This window comes from Methylobacterium sp. FF17, assembly GCF_025813715.1.
Taxonomy (GTDB): domain Bacteria; phylum Pseudomonadota; class Alphaproteobacteria; order Rhizobiales; family Beijerinckiaceae; genus Methylobacterium; species Methylobacterium flocculans.
On record NZ_CP107532.1, the window covers coordinates 161,386 to 178,882 of the forward strand.

A 17,497-nucleotide genomic window follows, 5' to 3' on the forward strand; every position below is an offset into this window, starting at 1 on the left:
GTGACATAGACAGTGAGAATCGATGCTTTCGACTTCGACCCCGGCGAGGGCATGATATTCCGGGATGCTCGGTCTGGGGGCGGCTCTGAGAGAAGAGCCGTTCCGGGACGAACCTGCCGGAACAGCGCGCGACCTCACGGAAGCGCATCCTCGGAATAAATTTCGGGGATGAACAAGTTTCGATGGGTCATCCGTGTACCAGTCCCAGTCGAATGGAGGACCCGGCCGGGACGAACCCCATGCAGTCAGTAGTCCCAGAAAACGGGAACCCATCGAAAAGCGTCGCCATCAACCGCGACCCGGCCGACCGACGGGAACGGCAGGTGCGTCGCGATCAACTGCTCGCCGGTCGCCGCCAATTCTCTCAGGAGTCGAACGCGAACACGCTCTGCCTCCTCGGGATCGTGTTCGAAGCCGTTGTGCCAGTCGGGATGCTCAAACCCGACCGAGAACACGGCGTCACCAGCGAAGGTCAGCCGGTCGCTGCCGGATGCCAAGCGTACCACGCTGTGTCCCGGGGTGTGGCCGCCGGTACGATGGACGACCACCCCTGGCGCGACCTCGTTCTCCTCTTCGAAGAGATAAATTTGACTGCGGTACTCTCGCGTGAACCGCTGGGCTGCTGCTCGAAGTGCCTCAGGGAAACCCTCTGGCATGTTAACATGGGTAAAATCGGGCGCTTCCCAGAACTTGACCTCAGCAGCCGCCACGTGGATCCGCAGGTCCGAGCGCAGTCGCTCTTTCACTCCATCGACGAGGAGCCCCCCGACATGGTCCATGTGCATGTGGGTTAGAACCACGTCCGTCACGGACCCTAGGTCAATGCCTACGGCGTCCAATCGCCTGACCAGTTGCCCAGCCCGCGGCAGGTTCAGGTTTGGATCAAATCCCAGCCCGGCGTCTATGAGAATAGTCTGGCCTGCGCTGCGAACCACGACCACGTTCAACGACCAGTCGAACGCGTCCTGCGGCAGGAACATGTCGTTCAGCCAGACAGCCCTTACCGCCGGTTCGACGTTGTGTCCCAGCATCTTGGTCGGGAGCGGCAGCACCCCATCGCTGACGACCAGTACGTCAATGTCGCCGATCCGTAACGCGTAGCGCGAGGACACCAACTCCTCGCCCCCCGCACGCGCAGAGCCAGCACATCCCCGATCCGGCTCCCAAGTGTCGGCATGTGCTGCACCAGTCATCGTCATCCCTTTCGTGGGACGCGCGTGCGTCTGTTCCGGCAATCGCGAAACGCGCGTCATGCCACTAGGACGAAACTGGGTCAGCAGATGTGACATGAGCGCTGAGAATTTGGATTTAGGGGCGATGTACGCTTCTATGCATCGCCACCCACAAGCGAGCTGGCAGAAAGTCACCCGTCACGGTCGTAGACCTGACAGGTGGGTCCCAACCCTGAGCGGTCATTCGAACATCCTGCCGAACCGCTTGGAAACGGACATTGCCGCTGTTCCCATCGTGCGGGTGGCCGGATTGCCAGCGCGGTCGTGATCCAGGCACGAAGCGCCTCGCTACCGTGCAGCTAGCCTTCACCGGTCTGACCGATCAGCACCGCATGGGAGGACCTCGTTCACGATCAGCGTGTCCAGCGGGCCAACATCCTCATTCCAAAATGTCAGCCAACGCTGAATGATCCCACTGTCGCGGCCCTGTCAGCCGCCCTTGGCGAACGCGTGGACGGTGGCCGGAACGCCCACCTCGAAGGGTGTTGGTTCAAAGCCGAAGCGGCGGGTGAACTTACTACCGTCGACGACATAGGGGCGGTCCCAGGTAAATCCGACGTCGGCCACTTCCCAGGCGAATCGGTAGAAGAGGCCCAGCGGCCGTAGCAGCGCATAGGGGACTGCCCAGATCCTAAGCCGCTTGTTCAGGGCCGACGCGCCCAGCGTCAGGAGAGCTCGCGGAGTCCGCGTCGGCGCGCACGGCATATTCCACGCCTGACCAAAATCCTCGTCACTGGTATCTAGGAGCAGCACCGCCGCACGAGCGATGTCGGGCACATAGGCAAAATCGTGCGGCGTGTTGGCCGGAACCAAGAGCTGTGCTGGCTTGCCCTTCGCCAGTTCGCCGAACGCGTTCGCACCGAGATGGGAGACGGCGACGCCGGGTCCATAGAAGTCGGAGCAGCGCAGGGCCGCGACATGCACGCGCTCACGCGCCGCCTGCCAGATCCGTGTGACCTCGGCCAGAATGACCGGCTTCTCGGCCGTGGTTGCCAGCGGCATGTCCTCGGTGCGCGACACCGTCTGCGGCCCGAGCTGGTAGAGATTGTCGATGAACACCAGCCGCGCGCCTGCCCTCGCACAGCCCTCGACCAAGTTGTGCATCGTCTGGGGCCAGACCCGCCGCCATAGCCGCGCGTCGTAGGCGAAGCCGACTGCAAGCACCGCCTGTGCCGAGCCAGCCAACGCGCGGCGCACGTCTCCGGCGTCCAGCACGTCGCAGACCAAGTGCTCGACGTTCGGCGGCAGGGCAGAGGGCCGCGTGCGCGTGGCAATCCGCACGCGATCGCCACGCGCCGTCAGTTGCTCGACGATCGGCCGTCCCACCGCGCCATATCCAAACACCGTGATCTGCTGCATCATTGTCCTGTCCCTTGCTTCTGAGGGGGGAGAATGGACGCCCATTTCACAACCGAAAATTGCCGAATTCCGTAGCTCTGCTATACGGAAAGGAATGAGTACCGATCCTGACTGGGCCCTGTACCGCACCCTCCTCTCCGTTCTCGACGAAGGGTCTTTGTCTGCCGCTGCGCGGGCACTGGGCCTCACCCAGCCCACGGTCGCACGGCATGTCGATGCCCTTGAGGCCGCGCTGGGCGCCGATCTGTTCGTGCGATCGCAGCGCGGGCTGGAACCGACCGATCTCGCCTTGTCGGTGCGCCCACACGCAAGAATCATGGCCACCACCGCGGCTGCCTTGTTGCGCACAGCAAGCGGCGGGGATGGCGCGGTCAGCGGAATCGTCCGGATTACGGCTAGCGACGTCGTCGGCGTCGAGCACCTGCCCCCAGTTCTGACCCAGCTGCGACGTGCTCATCCAGGGCTGGTGATTGAACTGTCACTGTCGGATCGGGTCAGCGATCTGCTCGCACGGGAGGCGGACATAGCTATCCGCATGACCGAGCCGACCCAGAGCGCGCTGCTGGCGCGCCGCCTGCCATCGGTCGAACTCGGCTTACACGCGCATCGCGATTATTTGGCGGACCGCGGCATGCCCGACACCGCAGACGATCTCAGTGGGCATGACCTGATCGGCTACGACACCCGGACGCCGGCGCTTCGGACCATGGCGGCGCGCCTGCCGTGGCTCGACTGGCGCGGTTTTGCGCTGCGTACGGACAGCAATCTCGCCCAACTCGCCGCTATTCGAGCAGGATTTGGCATCGGCATGTGCCAAGTCGTGGTCGCCCGCCGCGAACCAGTGCTGACCCGCGTTCTGCCAGACATCACCTTGCCGCTTCCGCTTTGGATCGTGATGCACGAGGACCTCAAGACGAACACGCGCTACCGGGTGGTATTTAACGCCTTGGCACACGGCCTTGGCACCTCAACCGATCCAATCAACACAAATGGCACCGTTACTTGAGCGTCCGGTTCGGCGACACCGGCATTCAGAACTGGACAGACCACTTCCCACCCAACTCAGCCCTAGAGCGGACCGTCCAGTCCCGACCCAAGGTAGTCGTACAAGTTGCTGCAAGAGCTGCCCGGAAGCGGACATAAGGCTGAGTCTTGATCGGCGTCGAAAATTGAGCCCTTCCGGACCTTTCACCATGTCTCTTTGAGGGTCCGCTTCAAGGCAGGAAGGAGACACCGTTCAGGCGGCCATATCGTCAGCATGTCGTGGCCCATTATGCGGCTAAAACCGAGCAGCTCTGGCAGGTACGCCGACCACCTTCTGGGAACGCAAGACGGCCCGACGCTGCCGGGAAGCGGAACGTCGGGCCGTCCGACTTGCTCGAAGACGCCAGCGACGTCAGGGAGCGGTGCCCATCGCTAGGCTGGGATGGCGGCAGCGAGCGAGGCGTCGGGTGGTGCCTTGGGACGTGGCATCGCCATCACCGGACACGGCGGCGGATCGTCGTCATCGTCATGCCATCCCGGACGGACATACCGGTGTAGGTCCGCAAGACGGCGTAGACGGCGCGGCCTGGCCTGCCTCGGCTGGGCGGCGACCTTAAGCGGAGCGGGCCTGCGGTCGAGTTCGCCTAGCGCAGCGAGGACGGCATCGACCGGTACTGGTTCGGCCCTGCTGCCGATGAGGCAGCGCAGGCTCGGAGCATTCTCCACGGCGTATGCATCCGACGCCCAGGACGCCAGGATCGCTCGCTTGTCGCCTTGGGACAGCGCCGGGTGGGCCAACACCTCCCTTGGGTGACGAAATACGTCGCCGGGAGCGATGAATGCCTGCCACGCCTCGAAGGAAGCCGGGGGTGCGCCAACTGGGTTCGTGGCGCTCGTACGGGAAAGGTGGGTCTCCATCATCGACATCGATCATCCTTCCTGAAGATGGGTTGGATGGGCGGCGCCTCCCTCACGGGTGCATAAGGGAGGCGTTCGACGGTAAGTCGGCTTCAGGCCGCTTGACGCTCGGCCTCGATCCGAGGCCGAGCATTGTCCTGCCCAACGGCAGCCTGCGTGCCGCCAATGGGAATGCGCCTCGGCTTCAAGGTCTCCGGCACCTCGCGCTTGAGGTCGACGGTTAGCAGGCCGTTCTCAAGCGTCGCGCCGACGACCTTCACGTGGTCGGCTAGGTTAAAGGTCTGGCGGAACGCGCGGGCCGCAATCCCGCGATGCAGTATCTGGCGCCCGCCCTCCGAGGACTTCCTCTGGCCAGTGACCAGAAGGGTGGTGTCGTGCTGGGTCAGATCGATCTCGTCGGGCGCGAAGCCGGCGACGGCCATCGTGATCCGGTACGCATCGTCCGCCACCCTCTCGATGTCGTAGGGCGGCCACGCCGAGGAAGCCTCGGTCTGCGTGGCCTGATCCAGCAGCGAGAACAGGCGGTCGAAGCCGACGGTGGAACGGTAGAGTGGGGCGAAATCGAGGGTCCTCATGACCACATCCTCCTACGAGCAACGTGATGACAAGGGTCGCCGGATGCCTGTCCCGGCGCCCGTTCAGCGAGCCAGTCGATGGCCTCGCGCGCACTGAACGCGTACGTCGCATTCAGGTTCCGCAAAAATTAGCATCCCCGGGATAGGCGCCTTCCCATGGGTGGTGGCAGCGCCCTGGGGGCGTGCGCCCCACCTGAAGCCTCGTTACGCATCGCCCTTTTTCCTTGGGCTTGGTTTCGGCCAAGGAGAATGACCGAGGGTGCGTTGGCAGGCGACCGATGACGTCCCATCTGCGCAATCCACGAGGAGCGTTCACCCGATGATAGCCACGGCAGTCCATCCTTACCCCTGACCGAGGAGCGCCGCGCCGACAGCCTGGCCTCAGCCGATTTCGGAGGCCATCGTGGCTAACAGTTTCTTCACGGCCGATACCATTTCGGGCCCAAGAGCATGCTCAAGGAGACGATGGGACGTCTCTATCTCTTCGCGTCCCTCAAGGAGCATTACGAGTCCTTGATCCGCGCCTGGAACGCGGTCGTCCGACCTCAGGACATCGTCTGGCACCTGGGGGATTTCGCCTACAAGTGCACCATCGAGTACGCCGAGTCCGTCAGGGCTCGCCTGAACGGGCGCATCCGCCTGATCCGCGGCAATCACGACGAGCTTGCCGAGCGCCTCGAATGGGACGCACCCATTGTCGACGTGCAGAGGGTGTTCGTCCAGGATCCGGGTATGCCGAAGCCCGTTGCGCTATGGGCCAGTCATTATGGTCATCGTGTATGGCCGCTCGCGTGGCACGGCGACCTGCACCTCTATGGTCATTCCCACGGCAGCCTGCCGGGTACCAAGACGAGCCTGGACGTCGGTGTCGATTGCTGGGACTGGGCGCCCGTGCGCTTGGGCGCCATCCGGGAGCGGATGGCGGGGACGCCGAAAACCACCCTCGTCGCCTGAACCCGTATCGGTCGGTCAAGGTTCGCCCTGGCGGAAGTCACTGACCGATACGGACCAAGATTGATGGATGCCTGGGCCATGGACGACGATCCCACTCCCGTTGCCGTCACCGTGGAGGCCTGCGGCCAGGATCACACGCGCTACCGGTGGCACCTGACCGACGCGGACAGCGTGTCCGTCCGGGTCTCGCCGGAAGCCTACGCTACGCCGGAGGATGCGGGATCGGCTGGGGACAAGGCCCTGAAGGCGTTCGGGTCAGCCTTCCAAGCCTGAGCCTTCGGCATCGGAGGGTCCCTTCGCGGAATAGGGAGGCGCCTGGTAAACTGGAGCCTGGAGCAGGGTGCCTACGATACGGACGGAAGAACCAAAAACGCTTTCCGGGAGCTCAATGCTGGGATGTGCGCAGCGGGGCACGGATGGATACCCGCATCCCATCGGGATGGTAGGCGACATCAACCTGTGCTTCCGCCTGAAGCGTCAGAACTTTCCTGAGGATGCGCGAACCGTAGCCCTCGCGCGTCGGGATGGCGACGGGTGGCCCGCCGCGTTCGTTCCAGGTCCAATGCAGAACCGTGCCGCCTGAGCCTTCCACCAGTGCCCACGTCACCTCGATCCGGCCATTCGGGTACCCTAGGGACCCGTGCCGAAGCGCGTTGGTCGTCATCTCGTGCAGCGCCATCCCGAACGGCACCGCAAGCTCGGAGGGAAGGATGACCAGCGGGCCGGATAGCGTGAGGCGACCGCGCTCGTCGTAGGGCCCGAGCTCGGCCCTCAGCAGTCCCTCGAATGACACGGCCTGGTCGACATCCTCGGTGATCAGCGCATGGGTCTTGGCCAGCGAGGCGATGCGGCCGGAGAAGGCACGGGTGAACTCGGCGATGGACGACGAAGAGCGCGCGGTGGCGTTCAGCACGGCTTGGACCGTAGCGAGGGTGTTCTTCACCCGGTGGTGAAGCTCGCGGACCATCAGGCCCTGGCGGTCCTCGGCGGCGCGGCGATGGGTGACATCCCGCTGGGCCGAGATCCAGCGCAAGATGCTGCCGTCCGCCTCGCGCACCGGCGTGATCAGCCACTCGACCATGTAGGTCGAGCCGTCCTTGCGGTAGTTGAGGGCCTCGCCCTGGAAGCCCTCACCGGCGCCGAGAGCCGCACGCATCCGATCGATGACCGCGCGCTCGGTCGCAGGTCCTTGCAGCATCCGGGGCGTGCGACCGACGACCTCGCGCGCCGCGTAACCGGTCATGCGGGTGAAGGCCGGGTTGACGTACTCAATGCGGGGGCCAGGCTCATGGAGGTCCGCCGAGGTGATAAGGATGGCCTCGCCGGAAGCCTCGACCGCTGCGAAGAGGACGCCAAGATCGGGGCGGACCGGCTCGACGTCATCCTGTCCGTCCAAAGCGCATTACCCCCGGGGTGCCAAGAGGCAGTCCGGACACAGTGCCCAGGTCCCACCTCCCTCTTATCGGGTAAACCCATGTTTAGCGGCGGTGGTTTCCCCGATGGCCCAAGTGCCTGTGGGCGAACCCGCGTCAGACCTTCTTGGTGTGCGAATCGCGAAGCATTCGACGTGAAGTCGTTTCCTGTGGGCAAGTGTCGCCGTCCGCACCGGCACTGGAACGACGGTCGAACAACGCCGTTGCCGAGTCCCGCGACGGTCAAAAGATGCTTTCGTGGGCACCTCTTTGCAGCAAGTGCCGAGTAAACATGCAATTCCCCCGAGACGACCGCACCCATCCCAAGGCTGAGGAGTTCCGTTCCTTCATCCGGGACGCGGGCTTTCCCTGCGTGGGTGCCAAGTCGGCGCTGTCCAAGGGACAGATGCGGATCATGGTGGCCCGGGACATCACCTCGGCCTGGGACGACATGCGCATCTACCCGGGCCTTCTGGCCTTCGCGGCGCGCTACCGTCGGCAGCCCGATCTGTTCCAAAGCTTCGCCGTCGTCTTCGAGGGACCAGGCACGCTGGATGAGGAAGGCTTCGAGCGTCACCTCTGGGAGCGGGTCCAGTCCCTCTCCGACAAGGATGCCTGGCTCGGACACCCCTTGGACGAGAGCGTGGCCTCGGAACCGGACAGCCCGCACTTCTCGCTGAGCTTCGCGGGCGAAGCGTTCTTCGTGGTCGGCCTTCACCCCAAGGCCAGCCGGCCGGCTCGGCGCTTCTCCTCGCCGGCCCTGGTGTTCAACCTGCATGCGCAGTTCGAGGAGCTGCGGGAGGCCGGGCGTTACGAGAAGCTGCGCTCCTCCATCCTGCAGCGGGACGAGGTACTGGCCGGCTCGGCCAACCCGATGCTGGCACGGCACGGCGAGGTGTCCGAAGCGCGCCAGTACAGCGGTCGCGCCGTCGACGAGGGCTGGCGCTGCCCCTTCAGACCACGCAACGCGAACGGCGAGGTCCCGAACGTCCGCTAGCGTCCGGAGTACCGTTCGCAGGATCTCGCAACGGATTGGCTCCTCACGCGTACCTCCTCGCCCCCGCCTTGAGCGGAGGATAACGGAGCATGCCGACATGAGACACAAGCCGCTGCACGAGCAGGTCATCGTCATCACCGGCGCGTCGAGCGGCATCGGGCTGGCGACCGCTCGCATGGCCGCCAAGCGCGGCGCCCGTGTCGTGCTTGCTGCCCGCAGCGGCGACGTGCTGGCCGAGGTCGCAGCCGAACTCGGTCCCAGGGCAGCTTACGTCGTCGCCGATGTCGGTCGGCGCGAGGACGTCCAGGCGATTGCGGACGAGGCACGGGCGAGCTTCGGCGGCTTCGACACCTGGGTCAACGTCGCCGGCCTGACTGTCTACGGTCCCTTGAGCGAGATCGACTACGCCGACCACGAGCGCCTGATCCAGACCAACCTCTGGGGTACGGTGAACGGCTCCCTGGTGGCGGTCGAGGAGTTGCGCAAGCACGGGGGCGCCCTCATCAACGTCGGCAGCGTCGCCTCCGATCTCGCCTTTCCCTTCCAGGGGCTCTACGCCACCTCGAAGCACGCGGTGAAGGGGTTCACCGACACCTTGCGCATGGAGCTGATCGCCGAGGGCGCCCCGGTCTCTGTCACCCTGGTCAAGCCCGCTTCCATCGACACGCCGCTACCGAACCGGGCTCGCAACTACATGGACCGGGAGCCGACGCTGCCACCACCGATCTACCCGCCGGCCGAGGTCGCCAACGCCATCCTGCACGCCGCCGTGCACCCGCAGCGCGACATCTTCGTGGGTGGCGGCGGCAAGATGTTCGTGATGGGCAAGGAGTTCGTGCCCGGCGCCTACGATGAGCTCGCGCCCGCCATCATCGCCCTGCAGAAGCGCTCGGAGGCTCCGCGGAACCCCACGGGGGCCCTCCATGCTCCCGTCGATGCCGGTAAGGAGCGCGGGGATGCGCCGATCTACGTCATGCGCACGAGCGCCTACACCCGCGCCACGCTTCATCCGCTGACAACGACGGCGATTGCGGTCGGCTTGGCTGCCACGGCAGCCTTGGTTCTCGGAAGCCAGCGAGCCAAGCGTCAGCTCTGATGAACGTCGAGCCCGGGACGCCGTGCCGCTGCGGTTCGACACGGCACCGGCGATGTCCCGGGAAAGCCGACCCACCCGACCACCACCGTTCGCCTGTGGGTACGTCGGACGTCAGGGCTTCGGCTTACCGCGATGGTCCCATCGCTTGCCAAACACGCGTAGACTCAATCGAACCATCCGTTGGAAACGGAGCCTGAGCCCATCGACAGAGGCGTCGGCGAGCATCCGGACCGTCGCCGCGGATAGGGACGTCAGGGGACGGCCACGGACACGAAGGGCAACCCGGCCCGATGCCGGCTCAAATGCAAATAGTCGGGCTTGAACTCGGCCAGTGCCCGGAGCGCAGGCATGTCGAGGATGGTCAGCGTCTTGCCGCCGAGATGGATCAAGCCCCGCCGCCTGAGTTCCTGCAGCGAGCGATTGACGTGCACGTTGCTCAACCCGGTCGTGTCACCGAGTTCCGCCTGGTTGACGGGCAACGCATACCCGTTCCCCGTGACCAACCCGACGACGTCCATGCGAAGGAAAAGCTCGCAGAACAGGTGCGCCAACCGCTCGACGGCCGTGCGGCAGCCGACGTTCATGACCCATTCCCGCAAGGTCGCCTCGTCCACGAGCGTACCCAGGCGCAAGGTGCGATCAATTTTAGGATGGCTTCGCCGAATGCCTGTAAGCAGCGCCGGCTCGATCCATGTCACCCTGCAGGCCGAGAACGTGGCGATGCCATGGTCCATCCGGTCGAGGAGCCCTGCATCGAGATCGCCGAGATCCCCGGGCACCAAGTAGGCTACGATCTGGCGCGCCCCACCCACGCGCATCTTGTAGCGGTACGCCATGCCTTCCAGGACCAGGAGGATGCCCCGGGGCTTGTCGCCCTCCAGAACCAGGTCCGTACCGGACGGCACGGTCTCGCTCGATGCGCCCAGCGCCTCAAGCGCGACGCATTCGACCTCGGACAAGGAGGTGAAGGCTTCGAGCTTGCGAACCAAAGGGTTCGCGGAGCGACGGGCTTGCATCATTCAGGGCGGTGGACCCTCGGTGAAAGGCGAGTTTTTCACTCACGTGGAAGAAGAAAACCGCTCGATACAGCGAGTATCCGAGAACGCTTCCGCGCTTCAAGACATCATTTTCGTGGCCCCATGGGTAATTCACATCGAGGAGGCTAACCTCGACGTGAAAATACATCGGTAGGCTTCTTCAGGGTTCCAAGACGACCGGACCCAGGCCCTCAAGACGTACTGAATCGGCCTCGGCAGAAACTTCGGTTACGTACCGGACGGCCGCTTGCGTCGGTGACTTCGGGTGCATCCCGACACGTGGAATGCATCGCCGCAATCCGGGGCGCGTACTTCCGCTTCGGCGCGCAAGAGGGCCGGGGCACGGACAGCGGCCCCTCGTGGCGAGAGCGTCCGTGTCGCCGTCGGACCGGCCGCGAGGTGCCAAGCAGGGGCCTCTCCGCTCGCTTGGCGCGCAGGCTTTCGAACGCGCGCAACCAAGGTGCAAGCCACCTTAGGACACGCTATGACCGGATATGGCCGTTCGCGATCCCACCACCATTTCCGGCCCGGGCGAGATCCACACCATCCTCGGGGAACGGGCATGGTCCGGCCCCTTCGTCATCGGGGGTGAGGCATCGAATGCCGGTTTTCGCTTCGTTTCCCCGCGTAGGGAAGCCGCGAACCGCCACAGCGCTTCGCACGCCGAGGACGCGACCGCGTCATGAGTAACACCGAAGGCAGGCCGATGCGGGCCCACGATTTCGCCGCCGACCTCGTGGACATCGCGAGCATCGAGGCGATCCCGACCCTCCTCGACGTCGTCTGCCGCACGACCGGCATGGGGTTCGCGGCCGTCGCCCGTGTCACGGAACATCGCTGGGTCGCCTGCGCCGTCCGCGACGACATCGCCTTCGGGCTCCAGCCGGGCGGCGAGCTGAAGGTCGCCACCACGATCTGCCATGAGATCCGGCAATCGCGAACCGCCGTGATGATCGACCACGTGGCAGCGGACGAGGCGTATTGCGGGCATCTCACCCCGGCGCTCTACGAATTCCAGAGCTACGTCTCGATGCCCATCGTGATGCCGGACGGCACGTTCTTCGGGACCCTGTGCGCCATCGACCCGAAGCCGGCGCAGGTGAGCAGGCCGGAGGTGGTCGGCATGTTCAAGCTGTTCGCCGATCTCATCGCGTTCCACCTCGACGCGCACCGACGCGTCGCGATGAGCGCGGTCCGGCGCGACCTGGCCTGGAGGAACTCACAGGATCTCCAGGCGGTGGTGGATGGGTCGGGGATCATCCGCGCGGCGAACCAGGCATGGCACGCCATCCTTGGCTGGCAGCCCGAGGAGGTCATCGGACGGAGCCACCTCGACTTCAACCATCCCGACCATCAGGCCGCGAGCGAGAAGGTCCTGGCGGACAGCGCGACGCAGGCCATTCCGGCCTATGAAACGCGTAACCTCCACAAGGATGGTAGCGACCGTTGGATCGCCTGGGTCGCGGCGCCGGAGGGCGGGCTCATCTATGCCAGCGGCCGTGACGTGACCCGCGAGAAATCCGCGGCGGCCGAGCTTCTCGGAATGCAGGAGCAGCTCCGCCAGGCGCAGAAGATGGAGGCGGTCGGCCAGTTGACCGGAGGCGTCGCGCACGACTTCAACAACCTGCTGACCGTCATCAAGTCCTCCACGGACCTGCTGAAGCGACCGGATCTCGCGGAGGAACGTCGCCAGCGCTACATCGGCGCGATCTCCGACACGGTCGACCGTGCCGCCAGGCTCACGGGACAGTTGCTGGCCTTCGCCCGTCGACAGGCGCTGAAGCCCGAGGTGTTCGCCGTCGGCGACAGCGTCCGGGCTATCGGCGAGATGATGGGCACGCTGACCGGCTCGCGCATCGGGATCACCACCGACCTGTCGGAGGAGACATGCCTCGTCGACGCCGACCCGAGCCAGTTCGACACGGCCCTCGTGAACATGGCCGTCAACGCCCGCGATGCCATGGGCGGGGAAGGCCGGCTCGTCATCGGCGTGCGTCCGGTCGAGCTCATGCCCGCCGTGCGCCGGCAGCCCGCCGTCAGGGGCGCCTTCGTCGCGGTCTCGGTCACCGACACCGGCTGCGGCATCCCGGCCGGCAAGCTCGAACAGATCTTCGAGCCGTTCTACACCACCAAGGGCGTGGGCGAGGGCACGGGCCTCGGCCTGAGCCAGGTCTTCGGCTTCGCCAAGCAGTCGGGAGGCGAGGTCACCGTCGAGAGCGAGGAGGGCCGCGGCACCACCTTCACCCTCTATCTTCCGCGTGTGCATGAGAAGGGGCAGGCAGCGGACGTCGGCGAGCCCGAACCGTTGGTGGATGGCCATGGAACCTGCGTGCTCGTGGTCGAGGACAACGTCGACGTCGGCACCTTCGCCACCCAGACCCTGGCCGAGCTCGGCTACCGGGCGACCTGGGCGGCCGGCGCCGACGAGGCCCTCACCCGACTGGCCGAGGACGCGGACCGCTTCGACGTGGTGTTCTCGGACGTGGTGATGCCGGGCATGAACGGCGTCGACCTCGCCCAGGAGATCCGCCGTCGGCATCCGGGCCTTCCGGTGGTCCTGACCTCCGGCTACAGCCACGTGCTGGCGCAGAACGGCACCTATGGTTTCGAGCTGCTGCACAAGCCCTACTCGGTCGAACAGCTCTCGCGCGTCCTGCGGAAAGCCGCCACGTGGCAACGGCGCAAGCGCATCCTGGAACGGTAGACCAGTCCGATGCCTCCCTGACCGGGAACCGTGCAGCCTTCGGCACGGACAGCCTTCGCCCCACCACGCACGAACGGTCGAGTACCCGACCGTCACGGTCGGGTGCCAGGCCGTGCAACCTATGTCATGGCAAGCCGGAGCCCCGTCGCCCATCGTTCGACCATCGCGGTTCCATCCATGGCCTTCCGCGCCTGCGAGACCTGTGCGCTCCCGCCTCATGATGCGTGGAGCGTCACATGCCTCGGTATTTCTTCGACATCCACGACGGTCACACCGAGCACGACATCGAAGGGACGGAATTTTCCGGTCCCGAGGAAGCCGTGCGGCACGCCAAGAGGATCCTGCCCGAGATCGCCGTCCACGAGGTGCCGGCGGACGGCGAGCACCATGCCATGTCGGTCCTCGTGACAAACGAGGACAGCCATCCCATCTACTCAGCAGCCTTGTCCTATGTCGGGATCTGGCTGGTCCGATAGGCCTGGGACGCAATGATCTCGTTCATGGGACGGGGCCCTGGGCGATGCCCGTGCGGAGATCCTTGGGGACCTATCGCGACACGCTGCGTTGAACCATGAATGTCCTTTCGGACGCCCGTAGGCCATTCCCCTCGCGGATGGCTTCGGGACAGGTCCATCCCCTATCATGGTGCCCATGCCTGACGAGAGTCCAAGCCCCGCCCCGACCGGTTGCCGCAACGTCGTGTCCACGGGTATTCCTGGCCTCGACGACATCCTTTCGGGTGGCCTGACCCGGGGACGGCTCTTCCTGGTCGAGGGCACGCCCGGCACCGGCAAGACGACCCTCTCGCTGCAGTTCCTGCTCGAAGGCGTCAGCCAGGGCGAGAAAGGGCTCTACGTCACCCTGTCGGAGAGCGCCGACGAACTCCACGCCGGTGCCGCGTCTCATGGCTGGAGCCTGGACGGCATCGAGGTCTATGAGCTTGTCAACGAGCTCGGCCTCGACCCTGACAGCGAGCAATCCATCCTGCACCCGTCCGAGGTCGAACTCGGCGAGACCGTGCGCGAAGTCATGGAGCGCGTCGACGCGCTCAAGCCAACCCGCGTGGTGTTCGACAGCCTCTCCGAGCTCCGCCTTCTCGCCCAGAACCCGCTGCGGTACCGGCGCCAGATCCTGGCCCTGAAGCAGTTCTTCGCTTCGCGTCGCTGCACGGTGCTGATGCTCGACGACAACACGGCGGACGTCCAGCTTCACAGCATCGCGCATGGCGTGCTTGTCTTGGAGCAGATGGAGCGCGAGTTCGGGTCCGAGCGTCGGCGCATCCGTGTGGCCAAGATGCGTGGCGTAAAGTTTCGGGGCGGCTTCCACGATCTTGCGCTCGACACCGGTGGCGTCACCGTCTTCCCCCGGCTCATCGCGGCCGAGCACGGCGCGGACTTCGAGCCGGTCACAACCTCGACCGGTCTTCCCGAACTCGACCTGCTGCTCGGCGGCGGCCTCGTGCAGGGTACCAACACCCTGCTCATGGGCCCGTCCGGCTCCGGCAAGACGACCACCGCCGTCCGCTGCCTGCTCGCGGCGCTGGAGCGGGGCGCACGCGCGACCTATTTCCTGTTCGACGAGGGCAAGGCGACCTTGCTCGCCAGGTCCGCACTCCTCGGCATGGACCTGCGGCCGTACGTCAAGACCGGCGCACTCAACCTCATGCAGATCGACCCGGCCGAGATCTCGCCGGGCGAGTTCGCCTGCCGGGCCCGCGAGGCCGTCGAGGACCATGGCTCGACCTTCGTGGCCATCGACAGCCTCAACGCCTACGTCCACGCCATGCCGGACGAGCAGTACCTCGTCCTGCAGATGCACGAGCTGCTGAGCTACCTCAACCAGAAGGGGGTGACGACCGTCCTTGTCCTTGGGCAGCACGGGGTCATCGGCGAGGTCCGCAGCGACGTCGACCTGAGCTACCTCAGCGACGGCATCGTGCTGTTCCGGTACTTCGAGGCCGAAGGCGCGGTCCGGACCGCCTTGTCCGTGGTGAAGAGCCGGGTGAATGCACATGAGCGCACCATCCGCGAACTTATGATCTCGGGCACGGGCCTGCAGGTCGGCGAGGCTCTGACCGACTTCCAGGGCGTTCTCACCGGGTTGCCCGCCTACGGCGGAAAGGTCGCCATGCTGAAAGCCGACACCCCCACGGCGCCCGGCGCAAGCGCAAGATGCCCTTAGCCTTGGCGGACACCGAGAACCGGGTCCTGATCCTGGCGCCGCGCGGGCGCGACGCGGGGGTCATCGAGCAGTTGCTCGCCAAGGCGAGCACTCCCGTCCGCATCTGCCCGGATGTCGCGACCTGGGTCGGCGAACTCGCAAATGGCGCGGCCGCCGCCATCGTCACCGAGGAGGCCCTGGTCGAGGCCGATACGGCCACACTGAACGAGTGGGTCGACCATCAACCGCCGTGGTCCGATTTCCCCTTCGTCATGCTGGCGACCCGCCAAGTCGGACGTCGGCCCGCGCGCGCCGCCGCCATCATCGAGCGCCTTGGCAACGTCGTCTTGCTGGAGCGGCCGATCAACGCCGAGACGCTGGCGAGCGCGGTCGCGTCCGCCTTGCGCGTGCGGCGCCGCCAGTACCAGGCACGCGGGCACATCCTCGAACGCGAGCAGGCGCAGGAGCGTCTCAGGATCGCCAACGAAACGCTGGAGCGTCGCGTCGAGGAGCGCACGCGAGAGGTGGAAGCGGCGCGCGAGACGCTGGCCTTCGCGCTCGATTCCGCTGGCATGGGCTCTTGGGACCTCGATCTCGTGAACGACACCGCTCGGCGTTCCGGGCGCTACGACGCGATCTTCGGCTACGACAAGCCGGTGGCCTCCTGGGGACGCGCCGACCTTCTCGGCCATGCCGTCCCGGAGGACCGGCCCCTCGTGGAGGCAGCTTTCGCGCGAGCGGTGGAGACCGGCCTCCTCGACATCGAGTGCCGCATCCTACGCCCAGATGGCGCCGTCCGATGGATCGCCGCGAAGGGCCGGGCGGAATATGACCGTAACGGGCTGCCGGTGCGCATGGCGGGCATCGTCCTTGACCGGTCCGATCAACGCGTGACCGAGGATGCCCTGCGGCAGGCCCAGAAGATGGAGGCCATCGGGCAGTTGACCGGGGGCGTGGCGCACGACTTCAACAACCTGCTAACTGTCATCGTCGGCGGTCTCGACATGGTAATCCGCAAGCCGGAGAACACCGAGCGGGTCGTGCGCCTGGCCGAGGCTGCCATGGGGGCCGCGCGCAGGGGCGAGCAGCTCACCCAACAGCTCCTGGCCTTTTCCCGCCGCCAGATGCTGCGGCCCCAGACCCTCAACCCGAACCGTCTCCTCCTCGACTTCCGGCCCTTGGCCGAGAGGGCCGCCGGCGGCGCCATCGAGATGGTCTTCGATCTCGATCCCGCCATCGACCCCATCCGCATCGACCCGTCCCAATTCGAGGCGGCCGTACTGAACCTGGTGGTCAACGCCCGTGATGCGATGGAGGGTGGCGATCGTGTGGCGCGCATCGCGGTGCGAAGCCGCAACGTCCGCCTCGACACAGCTGCCGTCGCGGACAAGGGCGTGCCACCCGGAGACTATGTCGAAGTCTCCGTCTCCGACCTCGGCAGCGGCATCCCGGCGGACTTGCTCGCCCGCATCTTCGAGCCGTTCTTCACGACGAAGGAAGTCGGCAAGGGAACCGGTCTGGGCCTGTCCCAGGTCTATGGCTTCACCCGCAGCGCCGGTGGCTACGTCGACATCCAGTCCGAGGTCGGAGCAGGCACAACGTTCCGCATCCGCATCCCCCGTTCCGCCGATGCGGCCGGGGAGGAAGTCGGCACCGGCCCTGCGAGCGTACTTCCCCTGCGCCGCGCCGTCGAAGGCGACACCGTGCTCCTGGTGGAGGATGACGAGGGGGTGCTCGGCATGGCGGTCGAGAGCCTGGAGGAGTTGCGCTACAGGGTCGTGGTCGCCCGCAATGCCGCGGAAGCGCTGGACCACCTCAGAGGCGTCGAGCGCATCGACATCCTGTTCTCCGACGTGGTGATGCCCGGTGGGATGAACGGCTCGCAACTCGCGGTCGAGGCGCAGCGCCTGCGTCCCGGCTTGAAGGTCCTGCTGACCTCCGGCTACGTCGCTAACCTCGACGAGGGCCAGGTCATCGGAAAGGGCGAACTCCCGGTCCTGAACAAGCCTTATCGACGCGATGAGCTCGCGCGCTCCCTCCGGCTCGTCCTCTCGGGCGAATAGGGACCG

14 protein-coding genes are annotated in these 17,497 nt (G+C 65.8%); 9 read left to right on the forward strand and 5 right to left on the reverse strand.

All coding sequences use genetic code 11. The features are described from left to right. Positions 1 to 245: 245 nt before the first annotated feature. Positions 246 to 1,193 carry an MBL fold metallo-hydrolase gene (locus OF380_RS00770; protein WP_264051519.1) on the reverse strand — a complete coding sequence of 316 codons (948 nt, stop codon included), beginning with the start codon at positions 1,191 to 1,193 and terminating at the stop codon, positions 246 to 248. A 468-nt stretch (positions 1,194 to 1,661) separates the two neighbouring features. Next, entirely contained in the window at positions 1,662 to 2,594 is a 933-nt protein-coding gene (locus OF380_RS00775) for an NAD-dependent epimerase/dehydratase family protein (RefSeq protein ID WP_264048890.1), read from the reverse strand. A 91-nt stretch (positions 2,595 to 2,685) separates the two neighbouring features. Here OF380_RS00775 and OF380_RS00780 point away from each other — a divergent pair, with 91 nt between their 5' ends. Continuing rightward, entirely contained in the window at positions 2,686 to 3,597 is a 912-nt protein-coding gene (locus OF380_RS00780; RefSeq protein WP_264048891.1) for a LysR family transcriptional regulator, read from the forward strand. 988 nt (positions 3,598 to 4,585) lie between these two features. On the opposite strand, the gene OF380_RS00790 is transcribed toward OF380_RS00780, so the two are convergent. Next, the gene (locus OF380_RS00790; protein ID WP_264048893.1) at positions 4,586 to 5,068 is read right to left on the reverse strand and encodes an Hsp20 family protein; all 483 of its coding nucleotides are present in this window, start codon (positions 5,066 to 5,068) and stop codon (positions 4,586 to 4,588) included. Positions 5,069 to 5,518: 450 nt separating this feature from the next. Between OF380_RS00790 and OF380_RS00795 the strand changes: the two genes are divergently transcribed. Continuing rightward, entirely contained in the window at positions 5,519 to 6,022 is a 504-nt protein-coding gene (locus tag OF380_RS00795) for a metallophosphoesterase (protein ID WP_264048894.1), read from the forward strand. A 78-nt stretch (positions 6,023 to 6,100) separates the two neighbouring features. After that, complete coding sequence (locus OF380_RS00800; protein ID WP_264048895.1) at positions 6,101 to 6,295, forward strand: hypothetical protein; 195 nt, start codon at positions 6,101 to 6,103, stop codon at positions 6,293 to 6,295. Positions 6,296 to 6,407: 112 nt separating this feature from the next. Here OF380_RS00800 and OF380_RS00805 read toward each other — a convergent pair whose 3' ends face one another. Next, the gene (locus OF380_RS00805) at positions 6,408 to 7,418 is read right to left on the reverse strand and encodes an HWE histidine kinase domain-containing protein (protein ID WP_264048896.1); all 1,011 of its coding nucleotides are present in this window, start codon (positions 7,416 to 7,418) and stop codon (positions 6,408 to 6,410) included. A gap of 308 nt (positions 7,419 to 7,726) precedes the next feature. Here OF380_RS00805 and gntA point away from each other — a divergent pair, with 308 nt between their 5' ends. Both gntA and OF380_RS00815 read left to right on the forward strand, forming a co-directional pair. Further along, positions 7,727 to 8,431, forward strand: a complete 705-nt coding sequence (gene gntA, locus OF380_RS00810) for a guanitoxin biosynthesis heme-dependent pre-guanitoxin N-hydroxylase GntA (RefSeq protein ID WP_264048897.1) — start codon at positions 7,727 to 7,729, stop codon at positions 8,429 to 8,431. 97 nt (positions 8,432 to 8,528) lie between these two features. Beyond that, positions 8,529 to 9,527, forward strand: coding sequence for an SDR family oxidoreductase (locus OF380_RS00815; RefSeq protein WP_264048898.1), 999 nt, complete (start codon positions 8,529 to 8,531; stop codon positions 9,525 to 9,527). Positions 9,528 to 9,778: 251 nt separating this feature from the next. On the opposite strand, the gene OF380_RS00820 is transcribed toward OF380_RS00815, so the two are convergent. Continuing rightward, positions 9,779 to 10,546, reverse strand: a complete 768-nt coding sequence (locus OF380_RS00820; RefSeq protein WP_264048899.1) for a Crp/Fnr family transcriptional regulator — start codon at positions 10,544 to 10,546, stop codon at positions 9,779 to 9,781. A 700-nt stretch (positions 10,547 to 11,246) separates the two neighbouring features. On the opposite strand from OF380_RS00820, the gene OF380_RS00825 reads away from it, so the two are divergent. The 4 genes from OF380_RS00825 (at position 11,247) to OF380_RS00840 (ending at position 17,491) form a co-directional block, all read left to right on the forward strand. Then, a complete protein-coding gene (locus OF380_RS00825) occupies positions 11,247 to 13,268 on the forward strand; it encodes a hybrid sensor histidine kinase/response regulator (RefSeq protein WP_264048900.1) in 2,022 nt (673 codons plus the stop codon). A 236-nt stretch (positions 13,269 to 13,504) separates the two neighbouring features. Next, the gene (locus OF380_RS00830; RefSeq protein ID WP_264048901.1) at positions 13,505 to 13,744 is read left to right on the forward strand and encodes a DUF6894 family protein; all 240 of its coding nucleotides are present in this window, start codon (positions 13,505 to 13,507) and stop codon (positions 13,742 to 13,744) included. A gap of 175 nt (positions 13,745 to 13,919) precedes the next feature. Further along, positions 13,920 to 15,449 carry an ATPase domain-containing protein gene (locus tag OF380_RS00835; protein ID WP_264048902.1) on the forward strand — a complete coding sequence of 510 codons (1,530 nt, stop codon included), beginning with the start codon at positions 13,920 to 13,922 and terminating at the stop codon, positions 15,447 to 15,449. Beyond that, positions 15,440 to 17,491 carry an ATP-binding protein gene (locus OF380_RS00840; RefSeq protein WP_264048903.1) on the forward strand — a complete coding sequence of 684 codons (2,052 nt, stop codon included), beginning with the start codon at positions 15,440 to 15,442 and terminating at the stop codon, positions 17,489 to 17,491. Before OF380_RS00835 ends, OF380_RS00840 begins: the two co-directional genes overlap by 10 nt. The last annotated feature ends 6 nt before the right edge of the window (positions 17,492 to 17,497 follow it).